This is a genomic window from Pseudomonas brassicacearum, from assembly GCF_003732265.1.
Lineage (GTDB): Bacteria > Pseudomonadota > Gammaproteobacteria > Pseudomonadales > Pseudomonadaceae > Aquipseudomonas > Aquipseudomonas brassicacearum_D.
On the sequence record NZ_MOBK01000002.1, the window covers coordinates 18,486 to 35,437 of the forward strand.

Consider the following 16,952-nt stretch of genomic DNA (forward strand, 5'->3'; position numbering starts at 1 on the left):
ATTCGGCCGGAAATCGGCGCAGGACATTTTCCACCCACAACAACAAACAGGGAGATTCATCATGAGCGTCAAACCCATTCCAGAGGGTTATCACAGCATCACCCCGTATCTGGGCATTCAAAAAGCCGCCGAAGCGATCGAGTTCTACAAGAAGGCCTTTGGCGCCATCGAAGTCATGCGCCTGACCATGCCCGATGGCGGCATTGGTCACGCCGAACTGAGGATCGGCGACTGCCCGATCATGCTCGGCACACCGTGCGACCAGGGGCCGTTGAGCAATCCGGACAAGTCGCCGTCAGTGGGCCTGCATCTGTATGTGACGGATGTGGACAAGTCCTACAAACAGGCGATTGATGCGGGCGGCACGGTGGTGTCCGAGGTCAAGGATCAGTTTTATGGCGACCGCTCCGGGACGTTGAAGGATCCGTATGGGCATCTGTGGTTTTTGGCCACGCGCAAGGAAGACCTGACTCAAGCGCAGATTGAGCAGCGGGCGAAGGAGATGTTTCAGCAGGGTTGAGAGCTTTGTCGCCGCTTCTGGCCCCTTCGCGAGCAAGCCCGCTCCCACATTTGATCTTCGCCGTGACATAGATCAAATGTGGGAGCGGGCTTGCTCGCGAAAAGGCCATTCTCAACACCACAATAACCACTGCCAGTAACAGCTATCTGGCAATAAGAAACATTTACTTTCATCTCCCCCTTCGGGATTTCCGATCCTCATCCGTCTTATAGAGATGCAGTCGGCGTGCTCAGGCAAAAGCCCGCCGGCCTTTCATGGACCTCATCGCTGGGAAGCCCGCAGCAGAGGTTCTCTCATCGATACAAGACCTTTAATCATGTCGAAGAAATCCCGTTCCAAACTCTGGTTTCTGGTCCATAGCTGGCTGGCATTGCCGATCTGGTTTTTTGTACTGATTGTTTGTGTCACCGGCACATTGGCGGTGATCAGCCAGGAAATCGTCTGGCTGGCCAACCCGCAAATGCGCGCCAGCCAGCCGTCGGACGATGCGCCGTTGCTCAGCTATGACCAGATCATCGCGGCAATCAAACAGGCCGAACCGGACACGCTGGTTGAATCCATCAGCCGCCCCGATGAATCCCACTTCGCCCTCGACGTCAGCGTCAGCTACCCCGACGGCCGATCGGTGACCGTGTACGTAAACCCATACAGCGGCGTCATTCAGGGCACCGCCCCGGCTTTCGATTTCAAGGCGTTTACCCGCGCGCTGCACGGCTGGTGGCTGGTGCCGTTCACCAATGGCTACAGCTGGGGCTGGTACCTGGTGTCCTTCTTGAGCCTGCCGTTGCTGGCGTCCCTGGTCACCGGGCTGGTGGTCTACAAAAAATTCTGGAAAGGCTTCTTCCGGCCGACCCTGCGCATTCGACATGGTGCGCGGATTTTCTGGGGCGATTTTCATCGCCTCAGCGGTATCTGGTCGATCTGGTTCATTGCGGTGATTTCCGTCACCAGCACCTGGTTCCTGATTCAGGCATTTATGTTCGATAACCAGGTCTCGATTTCCACGGCGCCGGTGGCCCTGGTGGTGCCGCGTGAAAGTGTGCCGGTGACCCCAGATGGCTCGCCCGCACCGACCATCAGCCTCGAAACCGCGATTGCCCAGGCCAAGGAACGCATTCCCGGCCTGGAAGACAGCTTCGTCAGCCTGCCCGCCAATGCCTACAGCTACCTCTCGGTGGGCGGGCGCAGTTGGTATCCGCTGATGTACCAGACGGCCGACATCAACCCGTACACCGGCGACGTCGCCGCCACGCGCCTGCTGTCGGACCGCACCGGCCTGGAGCTGGTGACCGAGTCGATGCGTCCCTTGCACACCGGTGATTTCGGCGGGATCTGGATCAAGCTGATCTGGTTCTTCTTCGGTTTGATCCTGAGCATGATGGTCCTCAGCGGCCTGCTGATCTGGACCAAACGCACCGCCCTCGCTACGGCCAACGCCCTCAAGCGCAGCAACAAGCACGCTCGGCTGCAAACCACCACGGAGGTCAGCCAATGAACGCGCAGGCCAAGCCAACACCGGACTCGACCCTGCGCCGCTTCTGGCTCAAATGGCGCTTCCACATCAACGTCCTGCTGTTGTTGGTGCCGCTGGGGTTCATGCCCAAATACTTCGCTGACGCGGCGCTGTTTCGCGGTGATACCGGGCTGGGTGAGCGGGAGATCGGAGAAGTCCAGGTCGGTCCGTGGAGCCTGCGTCTGGCCGAACTGCGCAATGAGGCCCCCACACTCGATGGCCCGGCCGGTCACATGAAGAACTTCACCGCCGCGCTCTGCGACAGCTGCCGCGATCAGGTCAAGGCGACTTACCTGCGCATCGGCAAACCGCGCAGCCTGCGGGCTGCCGGAGTGATTTTCTTCGGCACGCCGCACCGTATGGGCGCCATGGTGCCGATCCCGGAAAAGACCAAGGCTGACGCCGAGCTGTGGATCACCATGGAAGGCTGGGACGGCGCGATGCACCAGGCCGCCCTGCCCCTGAGCCAGGCATCGCCGGCCACCGTCGCGTGGCTGAACCAACAAGGAGGCAAACCATGATCAGCATTTTTCGCCCACTCCACGCCGTGTTGCTGGTGCTCTGCGCCGGTTTCAGTGCCAGCGCGCTGGCGCACAACCCGATGTGCGAATGCAAAGCCGTCGACGCCGAACAGATCAAATGCACCGGCGGATTCTCCGACGGCAGCGGCGCGCCGGGCGTGACGCTGGACGTGATCGGCTACGACGAAACCATTCTGGTGCCGGGCAAGCTCGGCGCCGATTCCACGCTGACCTTCAAGAAACCCGGCGCGGAATTTTATGTGCTGTTCGACGCCGGCCCCGGACACGTCGTCGAGATCGACCAAGCGGACATCGAAACCCCATGAGCACGCCCACCACACACGTCGTCCGCCCGGCCGGTGCCGGCCACGAAACCCTTTATGTGCTGTTGTTGTGCCTGATGATTCTGGCGGTGGCCGGTTCGGTGGTTGCCTGGCGCCACGAGTCCCAGGCCGTGAGCAGCGTCGGCAGCCATCAACTGGATGCCCGCCGCGACTTGAGCGCGTCCGAGCAAGGGATCTACGCCGACCTGCGGGTGACGCTGGATGAGATTCACTTGCTGCAACAGGAACAGCAAACCCTGCCGACACCTGAAGCCCTCGCCGAGGAAGGATTTGCACCGTTCGCCCAGGACGCCAGCTCCGTCAGCCGTGGCGCCCATCAATGGCAATTGCTCGACGCCAAGGCGTACTTCGGCCAGAGCCAGACACCCGCCGTGGCCGGTTCGTTTTTGATGCGACTGACCGCTGGCAACGAGGCACCGGACATCTGGCTCCACCGCGCCGCCGACCTCCAAGCCCCGACCGATCTGACGGACGCCGCCCTCGAAAGCGCCGGCTGGCAACTGATCGTCGCGCAATTCGATGCCGGCGTGACCCGCCAGCACCGGCACTGACCCCTCGCCTTCACCCGAGAGAAGACCGCTTTCCCATGCCTATTTCATCTTTCCTGCGCCTGCTATCGGTCGGCTTGCTCGCCTGCCTGCTGACTCCACTGGCCCATGCCGACGACGCCAAACGCCTGCGCATCGGCATCACCCTGCACCCTTATTACAGCTACGTCGCCAACGTCGTCGGCGACAAGGCCGAAGTGGTGCCGCTGATTCCGGCCGGTTTCAATCCGCACGCCTATGAACCTCGCGCCGAGGACATCAAGCGCATCAGCGGGCTGGACGTGATCGTGCTGAATGGCGTCGGTCATGACGACTTCGCCGACCGCATGATTGCCGCCAGCGAAACCCCGAACATCCCGGTGATCGAAGCCAACGAAAACGTGCCGCTGCTGGCCGCCACCGGTGTTGCCGCACGTGGCGCAGGCAAGGTGGTCAACCCGCATACGTTCCTGTCGATCAGCGCCTCGATTGCCCAGGTCAACAACATCGCCCGGGAACTGGGCAAGCTGGATCCGGCCAACGCCAAGACCTACACGCAAAACGCCCGCGCCTACGGCAAACGCCTGCGGCAGATGCGCGCCGATGCCCTGGCGAAGCTGACCCAGGCGCCCAACGCCGAACTGCGCGTGGCCACGGTTCATGCGGCTTACGATTACCTGCTGCGCGAGTTCGGTCTCGAAGTCACCGCCGTGGTCGAACCGGCCCACGGCATCGAACCGAGCCCGAGCCAGTTGAAAAAAACCATCGACCAACTGCGCGAACTGGACGTGAAAGTGATCTTCTCGGAGATGGATTTCCCCTCCACCTACGTCGACACCATCCAGCGTGAGTCCGGGGTGAAGCTGTACCCGCTGTCGCACATTTCCTATGGCGAATACACCGCTGACAAATACGAAAAGGAAATGACCGGCAACCTCAATACCGTGGTCCGGGCGATACAGGAGTCGGGCCAATGACTGTTCAAGAAAACCTCTCGGTCCAAAGCTCCGGCCCGACGCTGGATTTCGCCGATGTCAGCCTGACCCTCGGGCGCACAACGATCCTCGACAACGTGACCTTTCAGGTCTCGCCCGGCAGCGTGCATGCGCTGGTCGGCCCCAACGGTGGTGGCAAGAGTTCGCTGATCAAGACCCTGCTTGGGCAGATGCCGCATCAGGGTCGCTTGAGCCTGCAATGGCCCGGCACACCCGGGACCGTCGGCTATGTACCGCAAGCGCTGGAGTTTGATCGCGGCCTGCCCATGACCGTCGACGATTTCATGGCCGCGATGTGTCAGCGTCGGCCGGCGTTCCTTGGGTTGAGCAAACACTACACCGCCGCGATTGGCGAAGCGCTGGAACGGGTCGGCATGCAGGACAAACGCACGCGACGCATGGGGGCGCTGTCGGGCGGTGAGCGTCAACGGGTGTTGCTGGCGCAAGGGCTGATCCCGGCGCCGCAACTGCTGGTGCTCGACGAACCGATGTCGGCGCTGGATGAAGCCGGTATCCGGGTGTTCGAACGGCTGCTCGGAGACTGGCGCCAAAGCGGCATCACCGTGCTGTGGATCGAGCACGATCTGGAAGCCGTCGGGCGTCTGGCGGATCGCGTTACCGGGCTCAATCGCCGGGTGTTGTTCGATGCGACGCCAAAACAGGCACTGACCCCGGAACGCTTGTTGACCCTGTTCTCCACCCACCCACGGAGCGTTGCTTGATGAGCTACGAAGCCTTTCGCTTGATGGTTCAGGGCTGGGCGTCCTCGGGTTACCTGCCCGAGGCGCTGGCCTATGGTTTTGTGGTCAACGCGCTGCTCGCCGGCCTGTTGATCGGCCCGGTGCTGGGCGGTTTGGGCACGCTGGTGGTGGTCAAGCGCTTCGCGTTTTTCTCCGAAGCAGTGGGCCACGCGGCACTGACCGGCGTGGCCATCGGCATCCTGCTCGGCGAACCCTACACCGGGCCTTACGGCAGCCTGTTCGGTTACTGCCTGCTGTTCGGCATTTTGCTCAATTACCTGCGCAACCGCACCGGCCTGGCACCGGACACTTTGATTGGCGTGTTCCTGTCGGTGTCGCTGGCATTGGGCGCGAGCCTGCTGCTGATTCTGGCGGGCAAGATCAACGTGCACATTCTGGAAAACGTGCTGTTCGGTTCGGTGTTGACCGTCAACGGCAATGACCTGGCGGTGCTGGCCATCGTCGGTTCGCTGGTCATGGCGCTGGCCTTGCCGCTGTACAACCGCATCATGCTGGCCAGTTTCAACCCGCAATTGGCGGCAGTACGCGGGGTGGCGGTGAAAACCCTGGATTACCTGTTTGTGATTCTGGTGACGCTGATCACCGTGGCCGCAGTGAAGGTCATCGGCGCGATTCTGGTCGGCGCGCTGTTGGTGATTCCGGCAGCCGCCGCGCGATTGCTCAGCCAATCGCTGAAGGGGTTCTTCTGGTGCTCGGTGCTGATCGCCACGGTGAGCACTCTGTGCGGGATTCTTGCGCCGATTGTGTTCGACCTGCCGATCCCGTCCGGTGCCGCGATCATTCTGGTTGCCGGTATCGCTTTCGCCCTGTCCGCCATTGCGCGCGGTGTCGTCCCCAGCCTGAAAGGGAATCTCGGATAAATGTCTTTTTCTCTGCGTCAACTGACCCTGGCCTTAGCCTTCTGCGGGCTGGCCAACGCTTCGTTTGCGGCGAACAGCGCTAAACCGCTGCACGTGCTGGCGTCCTTGCCGATCACTTACGGCCTGGGCGAAGTGCTGCTCAAGGGCACCCCTATCAACCTTGAACGAGCCGCACCGGCGAACCTGCCCGGCAGCCGTCAGACCGCGTACTTCACCGGCCGTGGCGCCCCGGCGCTGGCCAAACTGGCGACCGACGCCGACGCGGTGATCGGCCTGCGTTCGCTGTGGGCGGATGATCCGCTGTACCCGATCTCCCGTCGCAGCAACATTCGCATCGTTGAAGTCGACGCGGCGCGCCCGGTGGACGGCGCCCTCCCCGGCATCGCCGTGCAGCCGGATAACAAGGTCGAGGGTTTGAACAGCCAGCCTTGGTTGTCCAGCAACAACATGGGGCGGATGGCGGACGTGATGGCCGCCGACCTGGTGCGTCTGGCACCAGAAGCCAAGCCGGCCATCGAGGCTAACCTGGCGGCGCTGAAACAGCGTTTGCTCAAGTTCAGCGCTGACAGCGAAGCGCGGCTGGCCGGTGCTGACAATCTCAGTGTGATGAGCCTCAGCGATCACTTGGGCTATTTGATTGGCGGGCTCAATCTGGAGCTGATCGGGATCGACGCGCGCCCGGACGCCGAGTGGACACCCGATGCGCTCAAGCAATTGGGCGCGACGTTGAAGGAGAACGATGTGGCGGTGGTGTTGCATCATCGCCAGCCTTCGGACGCGGTGAAAGCGGTGATTGCCGAGGCTGGTAGCCGGTTGGTGGTGTTGAGCGTGGATGCGGCGGATCCGGTGGCCGAATTGGAAGGGAATGTGGATTTGGTGATCAAGGGGTTGAACGGCGCTTGAGTCAGTTGGACCGCGGTATCGTTCTTCGTCGGAACGCCGCCCGGAGCAAGCCCGCTCCCACATTTGATTTGTGTACCGCCGCAGATCAAATGTGGGAGCGGGCTTGCTCGCGAAGGCGGCCTTGGAAACACAACAAACTCCGGACAAGAAAAAGCCCGCTGACCTTCTCGGTTCAGCGGGCTTTTCTTTGCGCGATCAATCAGTGAGCCACTGCCGCCTGCTCTTCCATCTTGCGACGCAGACTCAGCGGACGCATGTCCGTCCAGGTTTCTTCAATGTAAGCCAGGCATTCCTTCTTCAAACCGCTCTTGCCCACGGTGCGCCAGCCCTCTGGCACGGCTTTGTAGTCAGGCCAGATCGAGTATTGCTCTTCGTGGTTGACCACGACCTGAAAGAGGATGTCCTCGCGGTCGAATACTGATGTCATGGGCGTTTCTCCATCGCTGTAGGGTGGGCTGCGCGGCGTGCGCAGCCGTTATGTAGAAAGAACGTTCCGGCGGGCAAAAAATTTAGAGACTGGCGGTGGCAGCGGCCATGGCCCGGCCGAAAATCCCGGCCACCTGATCGATTTCAGCCGCCGTGATCACCAGCGGCGGCAGAAAACGCACCACGCCGCCATGCCGGCCACCCAGCTCGAGAATCAACCCGCGCTTGAGGCATTCGCGCTGCACCCGCGGCGCCAGCGCAGCAAATATCGGCGGATGGCCCTGAGCGTCCGGCGCTCCGGTCGGGTCGACCAATTCAACGCCGAGCATCAAGCCGCGACCGCGGATGTCGCCCATCTGCGGGAAGCCACGCTGCAGGATGCGCAGGTGTTCGCTCAAGCGCTCGCCCATAGCCGCCGCGTGCTCGCACACCTTGTGTTCGACCAGATAACGCATCACCGCAGAACCGGCGGCCATGGCCATCTGATTGCCACGAAAGGTCCCGGCATGCGCGCCCGGCAGCCAGGTGTCGAGCCAGTCGCGGTAAACCACCACCGCCAGCGGCAAGCTGCCGCCAATGGCTTTGGACATCACCACCACGTCCGGAATGATCCCGGCGTGTTCAAAGGCAAACATCTTGCCGGTGCGAGCGAAACCACTCTGGATTTCATCGACGATCAGCGCCACGCCAGCCTTTTCGGTGATGCGACGCACGCCGCGCAGCCAGTCGAGATCCGCCGGGATCACCCCGCCTTCGCCCTGTACCACTTCCACAATCACCGCGGCCGGCAACTGAACTCCGGCCTCGGGATCATTCAGCAGGTTTTCCAGGTAGCTCAGATTGACCTGCACGCCCTGCGCCCCACCGAGGCCGAACGGGCAACGGTAATCGTAGGGATACGGCATGAACTGCACACCACTGCTGAGCAAAGCACCCAATGGCTTTTTCGGTCCCAGGCTGCCCATCAGGCTCAGAGCGCCCTGGCTCATGCCGTGATAACCGCCGTGGAACGACAACACGGTGCTGCGTCCGGTGGCGGTGCGCACCAGTTTCAGCGCAGCTTCCACCGCGTCGGTGCCGGTCGGGCCGCAGAACTGGATCTTGGCCTCGGCAGCCAATGCTGGTGGCAACAGGCCGAACAGATCCTGGACAAACTGGTCCTTGACCGGTGTGGTCAGGTCGAGGGTGTGCAGCGGCAGTTCATCGCTCAGCACTTGCTGGATCGCTTCGATCACCACCGGATGGTTGTGCCCCAGCGCCAGCGTCCCGGCACCGGCCAGGCAGTCGATGAAATGGCGGCCCTCGACGTCCTCGACATAAATGCCCTTGGCGCGTTTCAGCGCCAGGGGAATACGCCGTGGGTAGCTGCGGGCATTGGATTCCTGCCGGTTTTGACGGGCCAGCAGCGGCGATTCATTGAACTGGTACAGCATTTCGGCAGGCGTCGGGACAATCCGGGCCGGCTGATCTTCGATAAGGCTGGTAGCGACTGACATTTCTCGACCCCTCAATAAGGTTTCCTGTTCTGGAAACGCATCAGGGGCTCGAGGATTTAGACCGCCGACAATGCTTTGTGCATGGGAACCGCCTGAAGCCCCGCCACTGCGAAGGTTTCAGCGCAGGCCTGGTAACCCAGATGCCGGTAAAAGGCCTCGCCGGTTCGGGTGCTGTTGAGTCGCGCCAAGTGCACACCGTGATCGATCAACCAGCCTTCAAGATCGCGCACCAGCGCCTGTCCGACACCGCGGCGGAACCACTCAGGCTGCACGTAGCAGAACGCGACCTTGCCGCTGATCGCGGCCATCGCGACGCCGACCGGTTTGTCGTGCAACAGGGCAATGTTGAGGTACAGCCGTTGGTCAGTCAGCCAGGGCTGGACGTGTTCGATGGTTTTGTTCTGGACCCAGGTGGCGACGGTGCGCGGGTCATTACGGTGATCCAGCGCACACCCCACCCGAATGGAGCGCTCGACGATACGGCTGATAATGCCCGCGTCGGCGGAGGTTGCCTTGCAGATGTGAACCGATGCTTCCATGGCGCTGTTACCTCAATCCATTGAGAAAAAGCTGCCGGGGACGATAGCGCTGGCGACCGTCAAAAGGCCAATGAAGAGAAGTTACATTTGGTGTGCAACACCAATCCCATGTGGGTTAGATAGTTTGCAAGGGCATGGTCAATTCCACTCGCAACCCATCCGGTCGACTGTCAAACCGCAACGTACAGCCACAACGCTGGACAATCGCCTGAACGATCGCCAGTCCCAACCCGCAACCGGTGCTCTGGCCGTTGCGCCAGAAGCGTTGGGTCAGGTGCTGCAGATCGTCTTCGGCAATCCCCGGCCCATGGTCGCGAACCAGAAAACGCGCACGATTGCCGGTGGTTTCCAGGCTCAATTCCACGGCACCATCGCCAGGGGTATGGCGCAAGGCGTTGTCCAGCAGGTTGCGCAATGCGGCAATCGACAACACGGCGGGCATTTGCACCGGCGCACTGGAGAACGTGTTCGGCATCTGCAGCTTGATGCGTTGCCGATCCCCGCTGGCGGCGTCCTGAATCGCCAGTTTCGCCACTTGTTCAGCGCTGCACTGCACACCGTCGTCGAAGGACAGGCTGCCCTCGACCCGCGCCAGCAACAGCAGTTGTTCAAGGGTCCGGTGCATGCGGTCGGCGCCCTCTTCGGCCCGGGCCAGGGATTGATCCCGCGCCGCGCCGTCGGTCATGCGCGCCACTTGCAGGTGGGTCTTGATCGCGGTCAACGGGCTGCGCAGTTCGTGTGCCGCATCGCCAGTCAGACGTCGTTCACGCTCGATGGTCTTGCCGATGCGCTGGAACAGCTGGTTCTGGGTGTCCAGCAGCGGTTGCAGCTCGCTGGGCAGCGGCTGGATCTGCAACGGTTCGAGGGAATCGGCGCTGCGCCGCATCAGCGCGTCGCGCATCCGGTTGAGTGGTGCCAACCCTTGGCCGATGCCCAGCCACAGCAGGCACAGACAGCCGAGCAACGCCACACCCACCGGCACCGACGCGGCCAGCAGGATCGACATGTTCAGCGCCTCGCGCTCGATTTGCCGGTCGGCGGTGGTGATGCGCAGATCGCCGCGCGCCAGGGTGAAACTGCGCCACGGCGCGCCGTCGATCATTTGGTCGTGAAAGCCCATTTTCTCGGCTTCCAGGGTTTGTTGCGGATCGGTGTGGCTGCGGGCGAGGATTTCGCCGCGCAATGAACTGACCTGACAGGCCATTCCACCGGGGATATTCAATTGTTCAGCGCTGAAATGGGTGCCCTCGCCCTTGGTCGGCAACGCGGGCAACTGTTCCATCAGGCCGGCGACCATGCGCGCAGAAGCCACCAGCCGCTGGTCGAGGGAAAACATCATTTGGTTACGCAGGTCGCTGAGCATCCAGGCCGCCGCCAGCGCCCAGATCAAGGCAAAAGCGGCGCCGAGGGTCAGGCTCAGGCGCAAACGCAGGCTCATCACTTTTTAATTTCCTCTCCACCATCGGCCGGTCCCAGGCGATAGCCCAGGCCGCGCACGGTTTCGACGATGCCGTTACCGAGTTTACGCCGCAGGTGATGGATGTGGACGTTGAGGGCGTTGCTTTCCAGTTCGTCGTTGAAACCGTAGACGCTGTCCTTGAGTTGCTCGGTGGAGAGCACGCGCCCGCGGTTATGCAGCAAGGCCTGCAACAACGCCTGCTCGCGACGCGACAGGTCCACCGGTTGACCGCCAAGCAGGGTTTCGCGGCTGCTAGGGTCATAGGTCAGCGCACCATGCTCGATCAGGTTGACACTGCGCCCCGCCACCCGGCGCAGTAACGTGTGCAACCGCGCGGCAAGTTCACGCAGATCGAATGGTTTGAGCAGGTAATCATCGGCGCCGGCTTGCAAGCCATCGACCCGATCCGTCACAGAATCGCGCGCCGTGAGAATCAACACCGGAATTTCCAGGCCGTTGTGGCGCAGTTGCTGCAACAGCTTCAGGCCGTCTTCGTCGGGAAGGCCGAGGTCGAGCACCATGACATCGAATTCAGCGACCTTGAGCATCGCGCGCGCAGACGAAGCAGTAGCGACGTGCTCGACCGTCAGGCCCTGTGCGGTGAGGCCGGCGACAATGCCGCTGGCGATCAGCTCATCGTCTTCACAAACCAGTACGTGCATGGGCGCTCCATGAGTAAAAACGCGATTCAAGCAGTTGAGGATTAAGGCGCAATTATGGCAACCGCGGCGCCTGACGAACAGTACAGCTTTCTGTCATCTTGATTAAACGAGCCAGCCCGAACAGCTTAGTTGCATCGCGAAACAAATAACTTTAAAAAAACTTATTATAAATATACTTACGACGATAATCTTCCCCTGCAAAGAAACAAGCAAGCCAACAACTAACCAATTAAATCCATGAAGACTCTATCCGATAGCAAAGAGTCCTCACTCAGCTGAAAGGAATCAGCCCATGCCAAATTTTAACAACTTCGTCGCCACCGACTGGCGCGCCGGCAGAGACCGCATTTACTTTTTCTTTAAAGACACGAACACCTTCACCAATTTTGATCTGGGGGATCATCGAGTTTCCGACGACTACCCTAAAGAAATCACGCAATACTCATGGCCCGGTTTTCACCAATACGCCAAGCACCTGCGATTCGGCTTCACCACCACAGACTTGGACAACCGTGACGGCTCTGACGACTTTACCTGGTTGTTTTATTACCACGGCGAGACCCCGATGGTCTGTAAATACGACCAGGATCAGGATAAGACAGTCGCCCACTATCGCGTTGAAAATTCGATATGGGCACCCATATTTCCTTACTTCGACCGCATTGTAGCGGGAACCTGGTGGCAATTAGGCGGCAAACAGTTCCTGTTTCGCTTCCTTCTCAACGACGGATACTATCTCTCTTTTGACTATCTAAAAAACCGATTGATCCACGAAGAAATTACCGCTACCTCTATGCCGGGATTAGAGCCTTTTAAACACCGCATCATTACAGCTGCACAAAACGATAGAACGTTTGCCGACAGTTTCTATTATATTTTTCTGAACAGAGGACAGTTTCTCGTCTACAACATCCAGCAAAACCGTCTGCATTCCGGCCCGCACGGAATGAATGACGAAGCGTGGCCAGGTCTGTTCCGAGACTGAGTCCCCGTGGCGGCGCGGTTAATCATCGGTTAATCGCCGCCTCCCATTGTGCATCTCACTTGCACAGGGAAAGGCTTACCCATGCGTCGTCTGTTTGTATTTTTTGTCCTCTTGATCTCGGGTCTGGCCCAGGCAGGGACCAATCCGTTCGATACCAAACCTGAATTCCTGCCGGTGGAAAAGGCGTTCGTCTTCACCTCCGAACGCCTTGAATCCGGTGAAACCCAGCTCTATTGGCAGATCACCGACGGTTATTACCTTTATCAAAAACGCCTGAAATTCGATGGTTTGTCTGCTGACCAGCATCCTGTCTTGCCGGAAGGCGAAGCGCACAGTGATGAGTTCTTTGGCGAGCAACAGGTTTACCGTCAGGGTCTGGAACTGAAGATCCCGGCGGGCGCTACCGGTCAAATCAAGGTGGGGTTCCAGGGCTGCGCCGATGCCGGTTTGTGTTATCCGCCGCAGACCCAGGTCGTGGATCTGGGCGGTATTGTGCCGAATGCCGCAAACGAAGCACCGGATCAAGCCTTGGCCAGCGATCTGCAACAACGGGCGTTGGGCTGGAGCTTGCTGGTGTTTTTTGGCTTGGGCCTTTTGCTGGCGTTCACGCCTTGCTCGTTGCCGATGTTGCCGATTCTGGCCGGTTTGATTGTGGGCAGCGGCGCCACCTCCAAACGCGGGTTTACCCTGGCGGGCAGCTACGTGGTGAGCATGGCGCTGGTGTATGCGGCGATGGGTGTCTTGGCCGCGTTTCTCGGCGCGAACCTGCAAGCGCTGTTGCAAAACCCGTGGCTGCTGGGCACTTTTGCGGCGGTGTTTGTACTGCTCGCGTTGCCGATGTTCGGGTTCTTCGAGCTGCAACTGCCGGTGGCGGTTCGCGACCGTCTGGAAAACGTATCGCGCAATCAGCGCGGTGGCAGTCTCGTCGGCGCCGGTGCACTGGGCGCCTTGTCCGGTTTGCTGGTGGGGCCGTGCATGACCGCGCCGTTGGCCGGCGCTCTGCTCTACATCGCGCAAAGCGGTAATGCGCTGCATGGCGGCTTGATTCTGTTCGCCATGGGCATTGGCATTGGTGTGCCGCTGTTATTGCTGGTGACCATCGGTAATCGTTTCCTGCCCAAACCCGGCGCCTGGATGAACCTGCTCAAAGGCATCTTCGGTTTTCTGTTCCTCGCCACCGCGTTGCTGATGTTGCGTCCGGTGCTGGATGAATCGCTGTGGATCGGTTTATGTGGGGCGCTGTTGTTGATTGCGGCTTACAGTGCATGGCGCCAATCCAGTGGTTTTGGTCGAACGGCGCACGTGTTCGGTGCCGGTTCATTGCTCCTTGGATTGTGGGGCAGCCTGTTGATGATCGGCGCCGCCGGTGGCAGTGACGATTTGTTTCAGCCGCTGCAGGTCTATCGCGGTTCAACCACGGCCAGTGCCGGTGCGCCGGTCGGCCACGAGGCCTTCACCACGATCAAAGACCCGCAAGCGCTGCAACGGGAACTGGACGCGGCGCAGGCGCAGGGCCAATGGGTACTGCTGGATTACTACGCCGACTGGTGCACCTCCTGCAAAGTCATGGAAAAACAGGTCTTCGGCAAAGCCAGGGTGATGGACGCGTTGAGCGATGTGCGCTTGCTCCGGCTGGACGTCACCGCCGACAATGCCGCCAGCCGCGAACTGCTCGGCCGTTATAAAGTGCCGGGGCCACCGAGTTTCCTGTGGATCGGCGCCGACGGCGAAGAGCGTCGCAGCCAGCGCATCACCGGCGAGGTCGATGCCGACACCTTCCTGCAACGCTGGACCACTACCCGAGACGCCCGTTAATGCTGACCTTTACCCTCGGCACCTTTGCCATCGCGCTTAACCATCTGCTGCTGATCAGTGCCTTGGCACTGGCGACGTTTGTCGGCTGGCGGGTGGCCAAACGAGGTGGCGAGAACCCCGAGTCGGTGCTGTTCAGCTTGTTCCTGGTGGGCATGCTGGCGGCGCGGGTCAGTTTCGTGGCGGTTTACTGGATGCACTATCGCAACGATCCGTGGCAAATCATCGACCTGCGCGACGGTGGTTTTCTGGCCTGGCCGGGGGTGGTTGTGCTGCTGCTCGCCACGCTGTATCGCGGTTGGCGTCGGCCGGGATTGCGCCGTCCTCTGGGATTCGGCGTGGGCAGCGGCCTGGCGTTCTGGCTGCTGGCGACAGTCTCCCTGAGCATTTACGAGCAAGGCACGCGCCTGCCGGAAATCAGCTTGCGCAATGCCGCCGGTGAAACCGTGCAACTGGCCGATTACAAGGGGGGGCCGCTGGTGATCAACCTCTGGGCCACCTGGTGTCCGCCATGCCGTCGGGAAATGCCGGTACTGGAAAACGCCCAGCAACACCGCCCGGACCTGACGTTCCTGTTCGTCAATCAAGCCGAAAGCATGCAAAGCGTCGCCACCTTTCTCGAAACCCAGGGCCTGAGCCTGACCAACGTGTTGTTCGACGGCGGCGGTCGTCTGGGTCAGGCCGTGGGTTCCATGGCTTTGCCGACTACGCTGTTCTATAGCAATGACGGTCGCCTGTTGGGCAGCCACTTGGGCGAACTCTCGGAAGCCAGCCTGGCCCGCGCCCTGGAAAACTTCGACAGTCCTTCTTCTGCCGCACCGTCCACTTCTCCAAGGAAACTGCCATGCCCCGCCTCCGCCATCTGCTGACGCTGACCCTCGGCGCCGCCCTGCTGCACCTGCCGTCGGTGCAGGCCGCCGAAGAACTGCCTGAGGCGATCAAGAAGATCGAAGCCAAGGGTGCGAAAATCGTCGGCCAGTTCGATGCCCCCGACGGCTTGCGCGGTTACGCAGCGCAATACCAGAACCGTGGCATGGCGTTGTACCTGACCCCGGATGGCAAGCACGTGTTGCTCGGCAACCTCTACGATGCCGAGGGCAATGACCTGACCACGGCGCCGTTGCAGAAACTGGTCTACGCGCCAATGTCCAAGGAAGTCTGGGGCAAGATGGAAGCCAGCAACTGGATCGGTGACGGCAAAAAGGATGCCCCGCGTGTCGTGTACCTGTTCAGCGATCCGAACTGCCCTTACTGCAATGTGTTCTGGGAGCAGGCGCGGCCGTGGGTGAAGGCTGGCAAGGTGCAATTGCGCCACATCATGGTCGGGATCATTCGCGAAGACAGCCCGGGCAAATCGGCGGCATTGCTGGCGGCCAAGGACCCGAGCAAAGCGCTGGAAGAACATGAAAAGGCTGGCAAGGAGAGTTCGCTCAAGGCGCTGAAGGAAGTGCCACCGGCGATTCAGCTGAAACTCGCGGCGAACATGCAATTGATGGAAGACCTGGAGTTGCAGGCGACTCCGGCGATTTTCTATATGGATGACAAGGGTGAGCTGCAACAGCAGCAAGGTGCGCCTTCGCCGGACAAGTTGGCGAAGATTCTGGGACCTAAGTAGTTATTCCCGAAGGAGCTCTGGTGAACTCACCGACGCCTTCGCGAGCAAGCCCGCTCCCACATTTAAACTGTGTACGCAGGGAAAATGTGGGAGCGGGCTTGCTCGCGAAGAACGATTACACGGTCTTGCAGGTTCTCTCAGCCAAAAACTTCAGCAGCGCCCCAGTGACAAACCCGGGATTCTCCAGACTGGAGATATGCCCCGCCTCCGGCACCAGCACAGACGCACACCCAATCAACTCAGCCATTTCCTCTGCTTCCGACGGTGGTCGCGGCTTGTCCTGATCACCACACATCACCAGCGTGGTTTGAGGATTCAACGCCCCCAGACGCGGCAACAAATCATCCCGCGCAAAGGTAATACGCCCCATCGGCACCACGCTTTCGCGCAAACGCTGCGGCGGCAACGCCGCCAGTTTGGCGCGGAAATCCTGATACAACGCCGACTGCGGATCGATGCCCGGACGGAAGAAAATCGGCACCACGATGTCGAGCAACGGCGCCGAGATCACGCCGGTGTCTTCGATCTGTTTGAACAACGAGAAATAGTATTGGCGAGTCGGTTCCGGCTCGACCCCGAGGTAGGTGTCCATCAGCACCAGACCGTTGATTCGCTGCGGTGCCGACAGCGCCAGCCGCGCGCCCCACATGCCGCCGACCGACAATCCGACCAGCGTGACGCGATCGACGTCCAGATGATCGAGCAACGCCAAGGCCTGACGCGCAATGTCGTCCAGCGATTGCGTGCCGGCGGGCAGCGGACCGGATTCGCCGTGGCCCCACAGGTCCAAGGCAATAACCCGGTAGTGCGGTGACAGGGCGGCAATCTGCGGGGCCCACATGGCCTGGTCCCACAGGTAGCTGCCGGCCAGCAGGACCGCCGGGCCGGTGCCTTGATCCAGGTAATGGAGGGGTTGGCCATCAATCGTTGCGAAGGGCATTGACTGGTTCCTTGGTGAAAACTGGAGTGGGGAGACTGTGCTGCAGTTGACCTATAGTCAACACTTGGAGTGTC

19 protein-coding genes are annotated in these 16,952 nt (G+C 60.7%); 13 read left to right on the plus strand and 6 right to left on the minus strand.

Features of this window, described 5'->3' with window-relative positions:
* The first annotated feature begins 61 nt into the window (after positions 1 to 61).
* The 9 genes from BK660_RS06165 to BK660_RS06210 all read left to right on the plus strand — a co-directional run bounded on the left by BK660_RS06165 (position 62) and on the right by BK660_RS06210 (position 6,944).
* On the plus strand, positions 62 to 520 hold the full coding sequence (locus BK660_RS06165) for a VOC family protein (RefSeq protein WP_123432574.1): 459 nt from the start codon (positions 62 to 64) through the stop codon (positions 518 to 520).
* Between the two features lie 316 nt (positions 521 to 836).
* A complete protein-coding gene (locus tag BK660_RS06175) occupies positions 837 to 2,015 on the plus strand; it encodes a PepSY-associated TM helix domain-containing protein (protein WP_123432576.1) in 1,179 nt (392 codons plus the stop codon).
* Positions 2,012 to 2,554 carry a thiamine pyrophosphate-binding protein gene (locus BK660_RS06180; RefSeq protein ID WP_123432577.1) on the plus strand — a complete coding sequence of 181 codons (543 nt, stop codon included), beginning with the start codon at positions 2,012 to 2,014 and terminating at the stop codon, positions 2,552 to 2,554. Before BK660_RS06175 ends, BK660_RS06180 begins: the two co-directional genes overlap by 4 nt.
* On the plus strand, positions 2,551 to 2,880 hold the full coding sequence (locus BK660_RS06185; RefSeq protein WP_123432578.1) for a hypothetical protein: 330 nt from the start codon (positions 2,551 to 2,553) through the stop codon (positions 2,878 to 2,880). Before BK660_RS06180 ends, BK660_RS06185 begins: the two co-directional genes overlap by 4 nt.
* Entirely contained in the window at positions 2,877 to 3,449 is a 573-nt protein-coding gene (locus BK660_RS06190; protein WP_123432579.1) for a DUF6162 family protein, read from the plus strand. Before BK660_RS06185 ends, BK660_RS06190 begins: the two co-directional genes overlap by 4 nt.
* A 35-nt stretch (positions 3,450 to 3,484) precedes the next feature.
* Complete coding sequence (locus BK660_RS06195) at positions 3,485 to 4,402, plus strand: metal ABC transporter substrate-binding protein (RefSeq protein ID WP_123432580.1); 918 nt, start codon at positions 3,485 to 3,487, stop codon at positions 4,400 to 4,402.
* Positions 4,399 to 5,142, plus strand: a complete 744-nt coding sequence (locus BK660_RS06200; RefSeq protein ID WP_123432581.1) for a metal ABC transporter ATP-binding protein — start codon at positions 4,399 to 4,401, stop codon at positions 5,140 to 5,142. The genes BK660_RS06195 and BK660_RS06200 overlap by 4 nt, the downstream gene beginning before the upstream one ends.
* A complete protein-coding gene (locus BK660_RS06205) occupies positions 5,142 to 6,041 on the plus strand; it encodes a metal ABC transporter permease (RefSeq protein ID WP_027925783.1) in 900 nt (299 codons plus the stop codon). The genes BK660_RS06200 and BK660_RS06205 overlap by 1 nt, the downstream gene beginning before the upstream one ends.
* The gene (locus BK660_RS06210; RefSeq protein ID WP_123432582.1) at positions 6,042 to 6,944 is read left to right on the plus strand and encodes a metal ABC transporter substrate-binding protein; all 903 of its coding nucleotides are present in this window, start codon (positions 6,042 to 6,044) and stop codon (positions 6,942 to 6,944) included. It begins immediately after the preceding gene.
* A gap of 199 nt (positions 6,945 to 7,143) precedes the next feature.
* Here the strand turns inward: BK660_RS06210 and BK660_RS06215 are convergent, their stop codons facing one another.
* The 5 genes from BK660_RS06215 to BK660_RS06235 form a co-directional block, all read right to left on the minus strand.
* A complete protein-coding gene (locus BK660_RS06215; RefSeq protein ID WP_027925781.1) occupies positions 7,144 to 7,371 on the minus strand; it encodes an MbtH family protein in 228 nt (75 codons plus the stop codon).
* A gap of 82 nt (positions 7,372 to 7,453) precedes the next feature.
* The gene (locus BK660_RS06220) at positions 7,454 to 8,866 is read right to left on the minus strand and encodes an aspartate aminotransferase family protein (protein WP_123432583.1); all 1,413 of its coding nucleotides are present in this window, start codon (positions 8,864 to 8,866) and stop codon (positions 7,454 to 7,456) included.
* A 56-nt stretch (positions 8,867 to 8,922) separates the two neighbouring features.
* The gene (locus BK660_RS06225) at positions 8,923 to 9,405 is read right to left on the minus strand and encodes a GNAT family N-acetyltransferase (protein WP_123432584.1); all 483 of its coding nucleotides are present in this window, start codon (positions 9,403 to 9,405) and stop codon (positions 8,923 to 8,925) included.
* 115 nt (positions 9,406 to 9,520) lie between these two features.
* On the minus strand, positions 9,521 to 10,846 hold the full coding sequence (locus BK660_RS06230) for an ATP-binding protein (protein ID WP_123432585.1): 1,326 nt from the start codon (positions 10,844 to 10,846) through the stop codon (positions 9,521 to 9,523).
* Entirely contained in the window at positions 10,843 to 11,526 is a 684-nt protein-coding gene (locus BK660_RS06235) for a response regulator (protein ID WP_123432586.1), read from the minus strand. The genes BK660_RS06230 and BK660_RS06235 overlap by 4 nt, the downstream gene beginning before the upstream one ends.
* Before the next feature lie 292 nt (positions 11,527 to 11,818).
* Between BK660_RS06235 and BK660_RS06240 the strand changes: the two genes are divergently transcribed.
* From BK660_RS06240 to dsbG, 4 genes are all read left to right on the plus strand, one after another.
* A complete protein-coding gene (locus tag BK660_RS06240) occupies positions 11,819 to 12,511 on the plus strand; it encodes a hypothetical protein (protein ID WP_123432587.1) in 693 nt (230 codons plus the stop codon).
* A gap of 81 nt (positions 12,512 to 12,592) precedes the next feature.
* The gene (gene dsbD / locus BK660_RS06245) at positions 12,593 to 14,326 is read left to right on the plus strand and encodes a protein-disulfide reductase DsbD (protein WP_123432588.1); all 1,734 of its coding nucleotides are present in this window, start codon (positions 12,593 to 12,595) and stop codon (positions 14,324 to 14,326) included.
* A complete protein-coding gene (locus BK660_RS06250) occupies positions 14,326 to 15,192 on the plus strand; it encodes a TlpA disulfide reductase family protein (RefSeq protein ID WP_123432589.1) in 867 nt (288 codons plus the stop codon). The genes dsbD and BK660_RS06250 overlap by 1 nt, the downstream gene beginning before the upstream one ends.
* Positions 15,168 to 15,938, plus strand: coding sequence for a thiol:disulfide interchange protein DsbG (gene dsbG, locus BK660_RS06255; RefSeq protein ID WP_123432590.1), 771 nt, complete (start codon positions 15,168 to 15,170; stop codon positions 15,936 to 15,938). The genes BK660_RS06250 and dsbG overlap by 25 nt, the downstream gene beginning before the upstream one ends.
* A gap of 115 nt (positions 15,939 to 16,053) precedes the next feature.
* Here dsbG and BK660_RS06260 read toward each other — a convergent pair whose 3' ends face one another.
* Positions 16,054 to 16,878 (minus strand): alpha/beta fold hydrolase, encoded by an 825-nt coding sequence (locus tag BK660_RS06260; protein WP_123432591.1) that lies wholly within the window; start codon positions 16,876 to 16,878, stop codon positions 16,054 to 16,056.
* Positions 16,879 to 16,952 lie beyond the last annotated feature (74 nt).

Excerpts from the sequence above, each read along its gene's own strand:
- BK660_RS06210 (WP_123432582.1), top strand. The coding sequence starts at position 6,042 with ATGTCTTTTTCTCTGCGTCAACTGACCCTGGCCTTAGCCTTCTGCGGG.
- BK660_RS06185 (WP_123432578.1), top strand. The coding sequence starts at position 2,551 with ATGATCAGCATTTTTCGCCCACTCCACGCCGTGTTGCTGGTGCTCTGC.
- BK660_RS06165 (WP_123432574.1), top strand. The coding sequence starts at position 62 with ATGAGCGTCAAACCCATTCCAGAGGGTTATCACAGCATCACCCCGTAT.
- BK660_RS06215 (WP_027925781.1), bottom strand. The coding sequence starts at position 7,371 with ATGACATCAGTATTCGACCGCGAGGACATCCTCTTTCAGGTCGTGGTC.
- BK660_RS06200 (WP_123432581.1), top strand. The coding sequence starts at position 4,399 with ATGACTGTTCAAGAAAACCTCTCGGTCCAAAGCTCCGGCCCGACGCTG.
- dsbG (WP_123432590.1), top strand. The coding sequence starts at position 15,168 with ATGCCCCGCCTCCGCCATCTGCTGACGCTGACCCTCGGCGCCGCCCTG.
- BK660_RS06190 (WP_123432579.1), top strand. The coding sequence starts at position 2,877 with ATGAGCACGCCCACCACACACGTCGTCCGCCCGGCCGGTGCCGGCCAC.
- BK660_RS06205 (WP_027925783.1), top strand. The coding sequence starts at position 5,142 with ATGAGCTACGAAGCCTTTCGCTTGATGGTTCAGGGCTGGGCGTCCTCG.
- BK660_RS06180 (WP_123432577.1), top strand. The coding sequence starts at position 2,012 with ATGAACGCGCAGGCCAAGCCAACACCGGACTCGACCCTGCGCCGCTTC.
- BK660_RS06175 (WP_123432576.1), top strand. The coding sequence starts at position 837 with ATGTCGAAGAAATCCCGTTCCAAACTCTGGTTTCTGGTCCATAGCTGG.
- BK660_RS06195 (WP_123432580.1), top strand. The coding sequence starts at position 3,485 with ATGCCTATTTCATCTTTCCTGCGCCTGCTATCGGTCGGCTTGCTCGCC.
- BK660_RS06260 (WP_123432591.1), bottom strand. The coding sequence starts at position 16,878 with ATGCCCTTCGCAACGATTGATGGCCAACCCCTCCATTACCTGGATCAA.
- dsbD (WP_123432588.1), top strand. The coding sequence starts at position 12,593 with ATGCGTCGTCTGTTTGTATTTTTTGTCCTCTTGATCTCGGGTCTGGCC.
- BK660_RS06235 (WP_123432586.1), bottom strand. The coding sequence starts at position 11,526 with ATGCACGTACTGGTTTGTGAAGACGATGAGCTGATCGCCAGCGGCATT.
- BK660_RS06240 (WP_123432587.1), top strand. The coding sequence starts at position 11,819 with ATGCCAAATTTTAACAACTTCGTCGCCACCGACTGGCGCGCCGGCAGA.
- BK660_RS06225 (WP_123432584.1), bottom strand. The coding sequence starts at position 9,405 with ATGGAAGCATCGGTTCACATCTGCAAGGCAACCTCCGCCGACGCGGGC.
- BK660_RS06220 (WP_123432583.1), bottom strand. The coding sequence starts at position 8,866 with ATGTCAGTCGCTACCAGCCTTATCGAAGATCAGCCGGCCCGGATTGTC.
- BK660_RS06250 (WP_123432589.1), top strand. The coding sequence starts at position 14,326 with ATGCTGACCTTTACCCTCGGCACCTTTGCCATCGCGCTTAACCATCTG.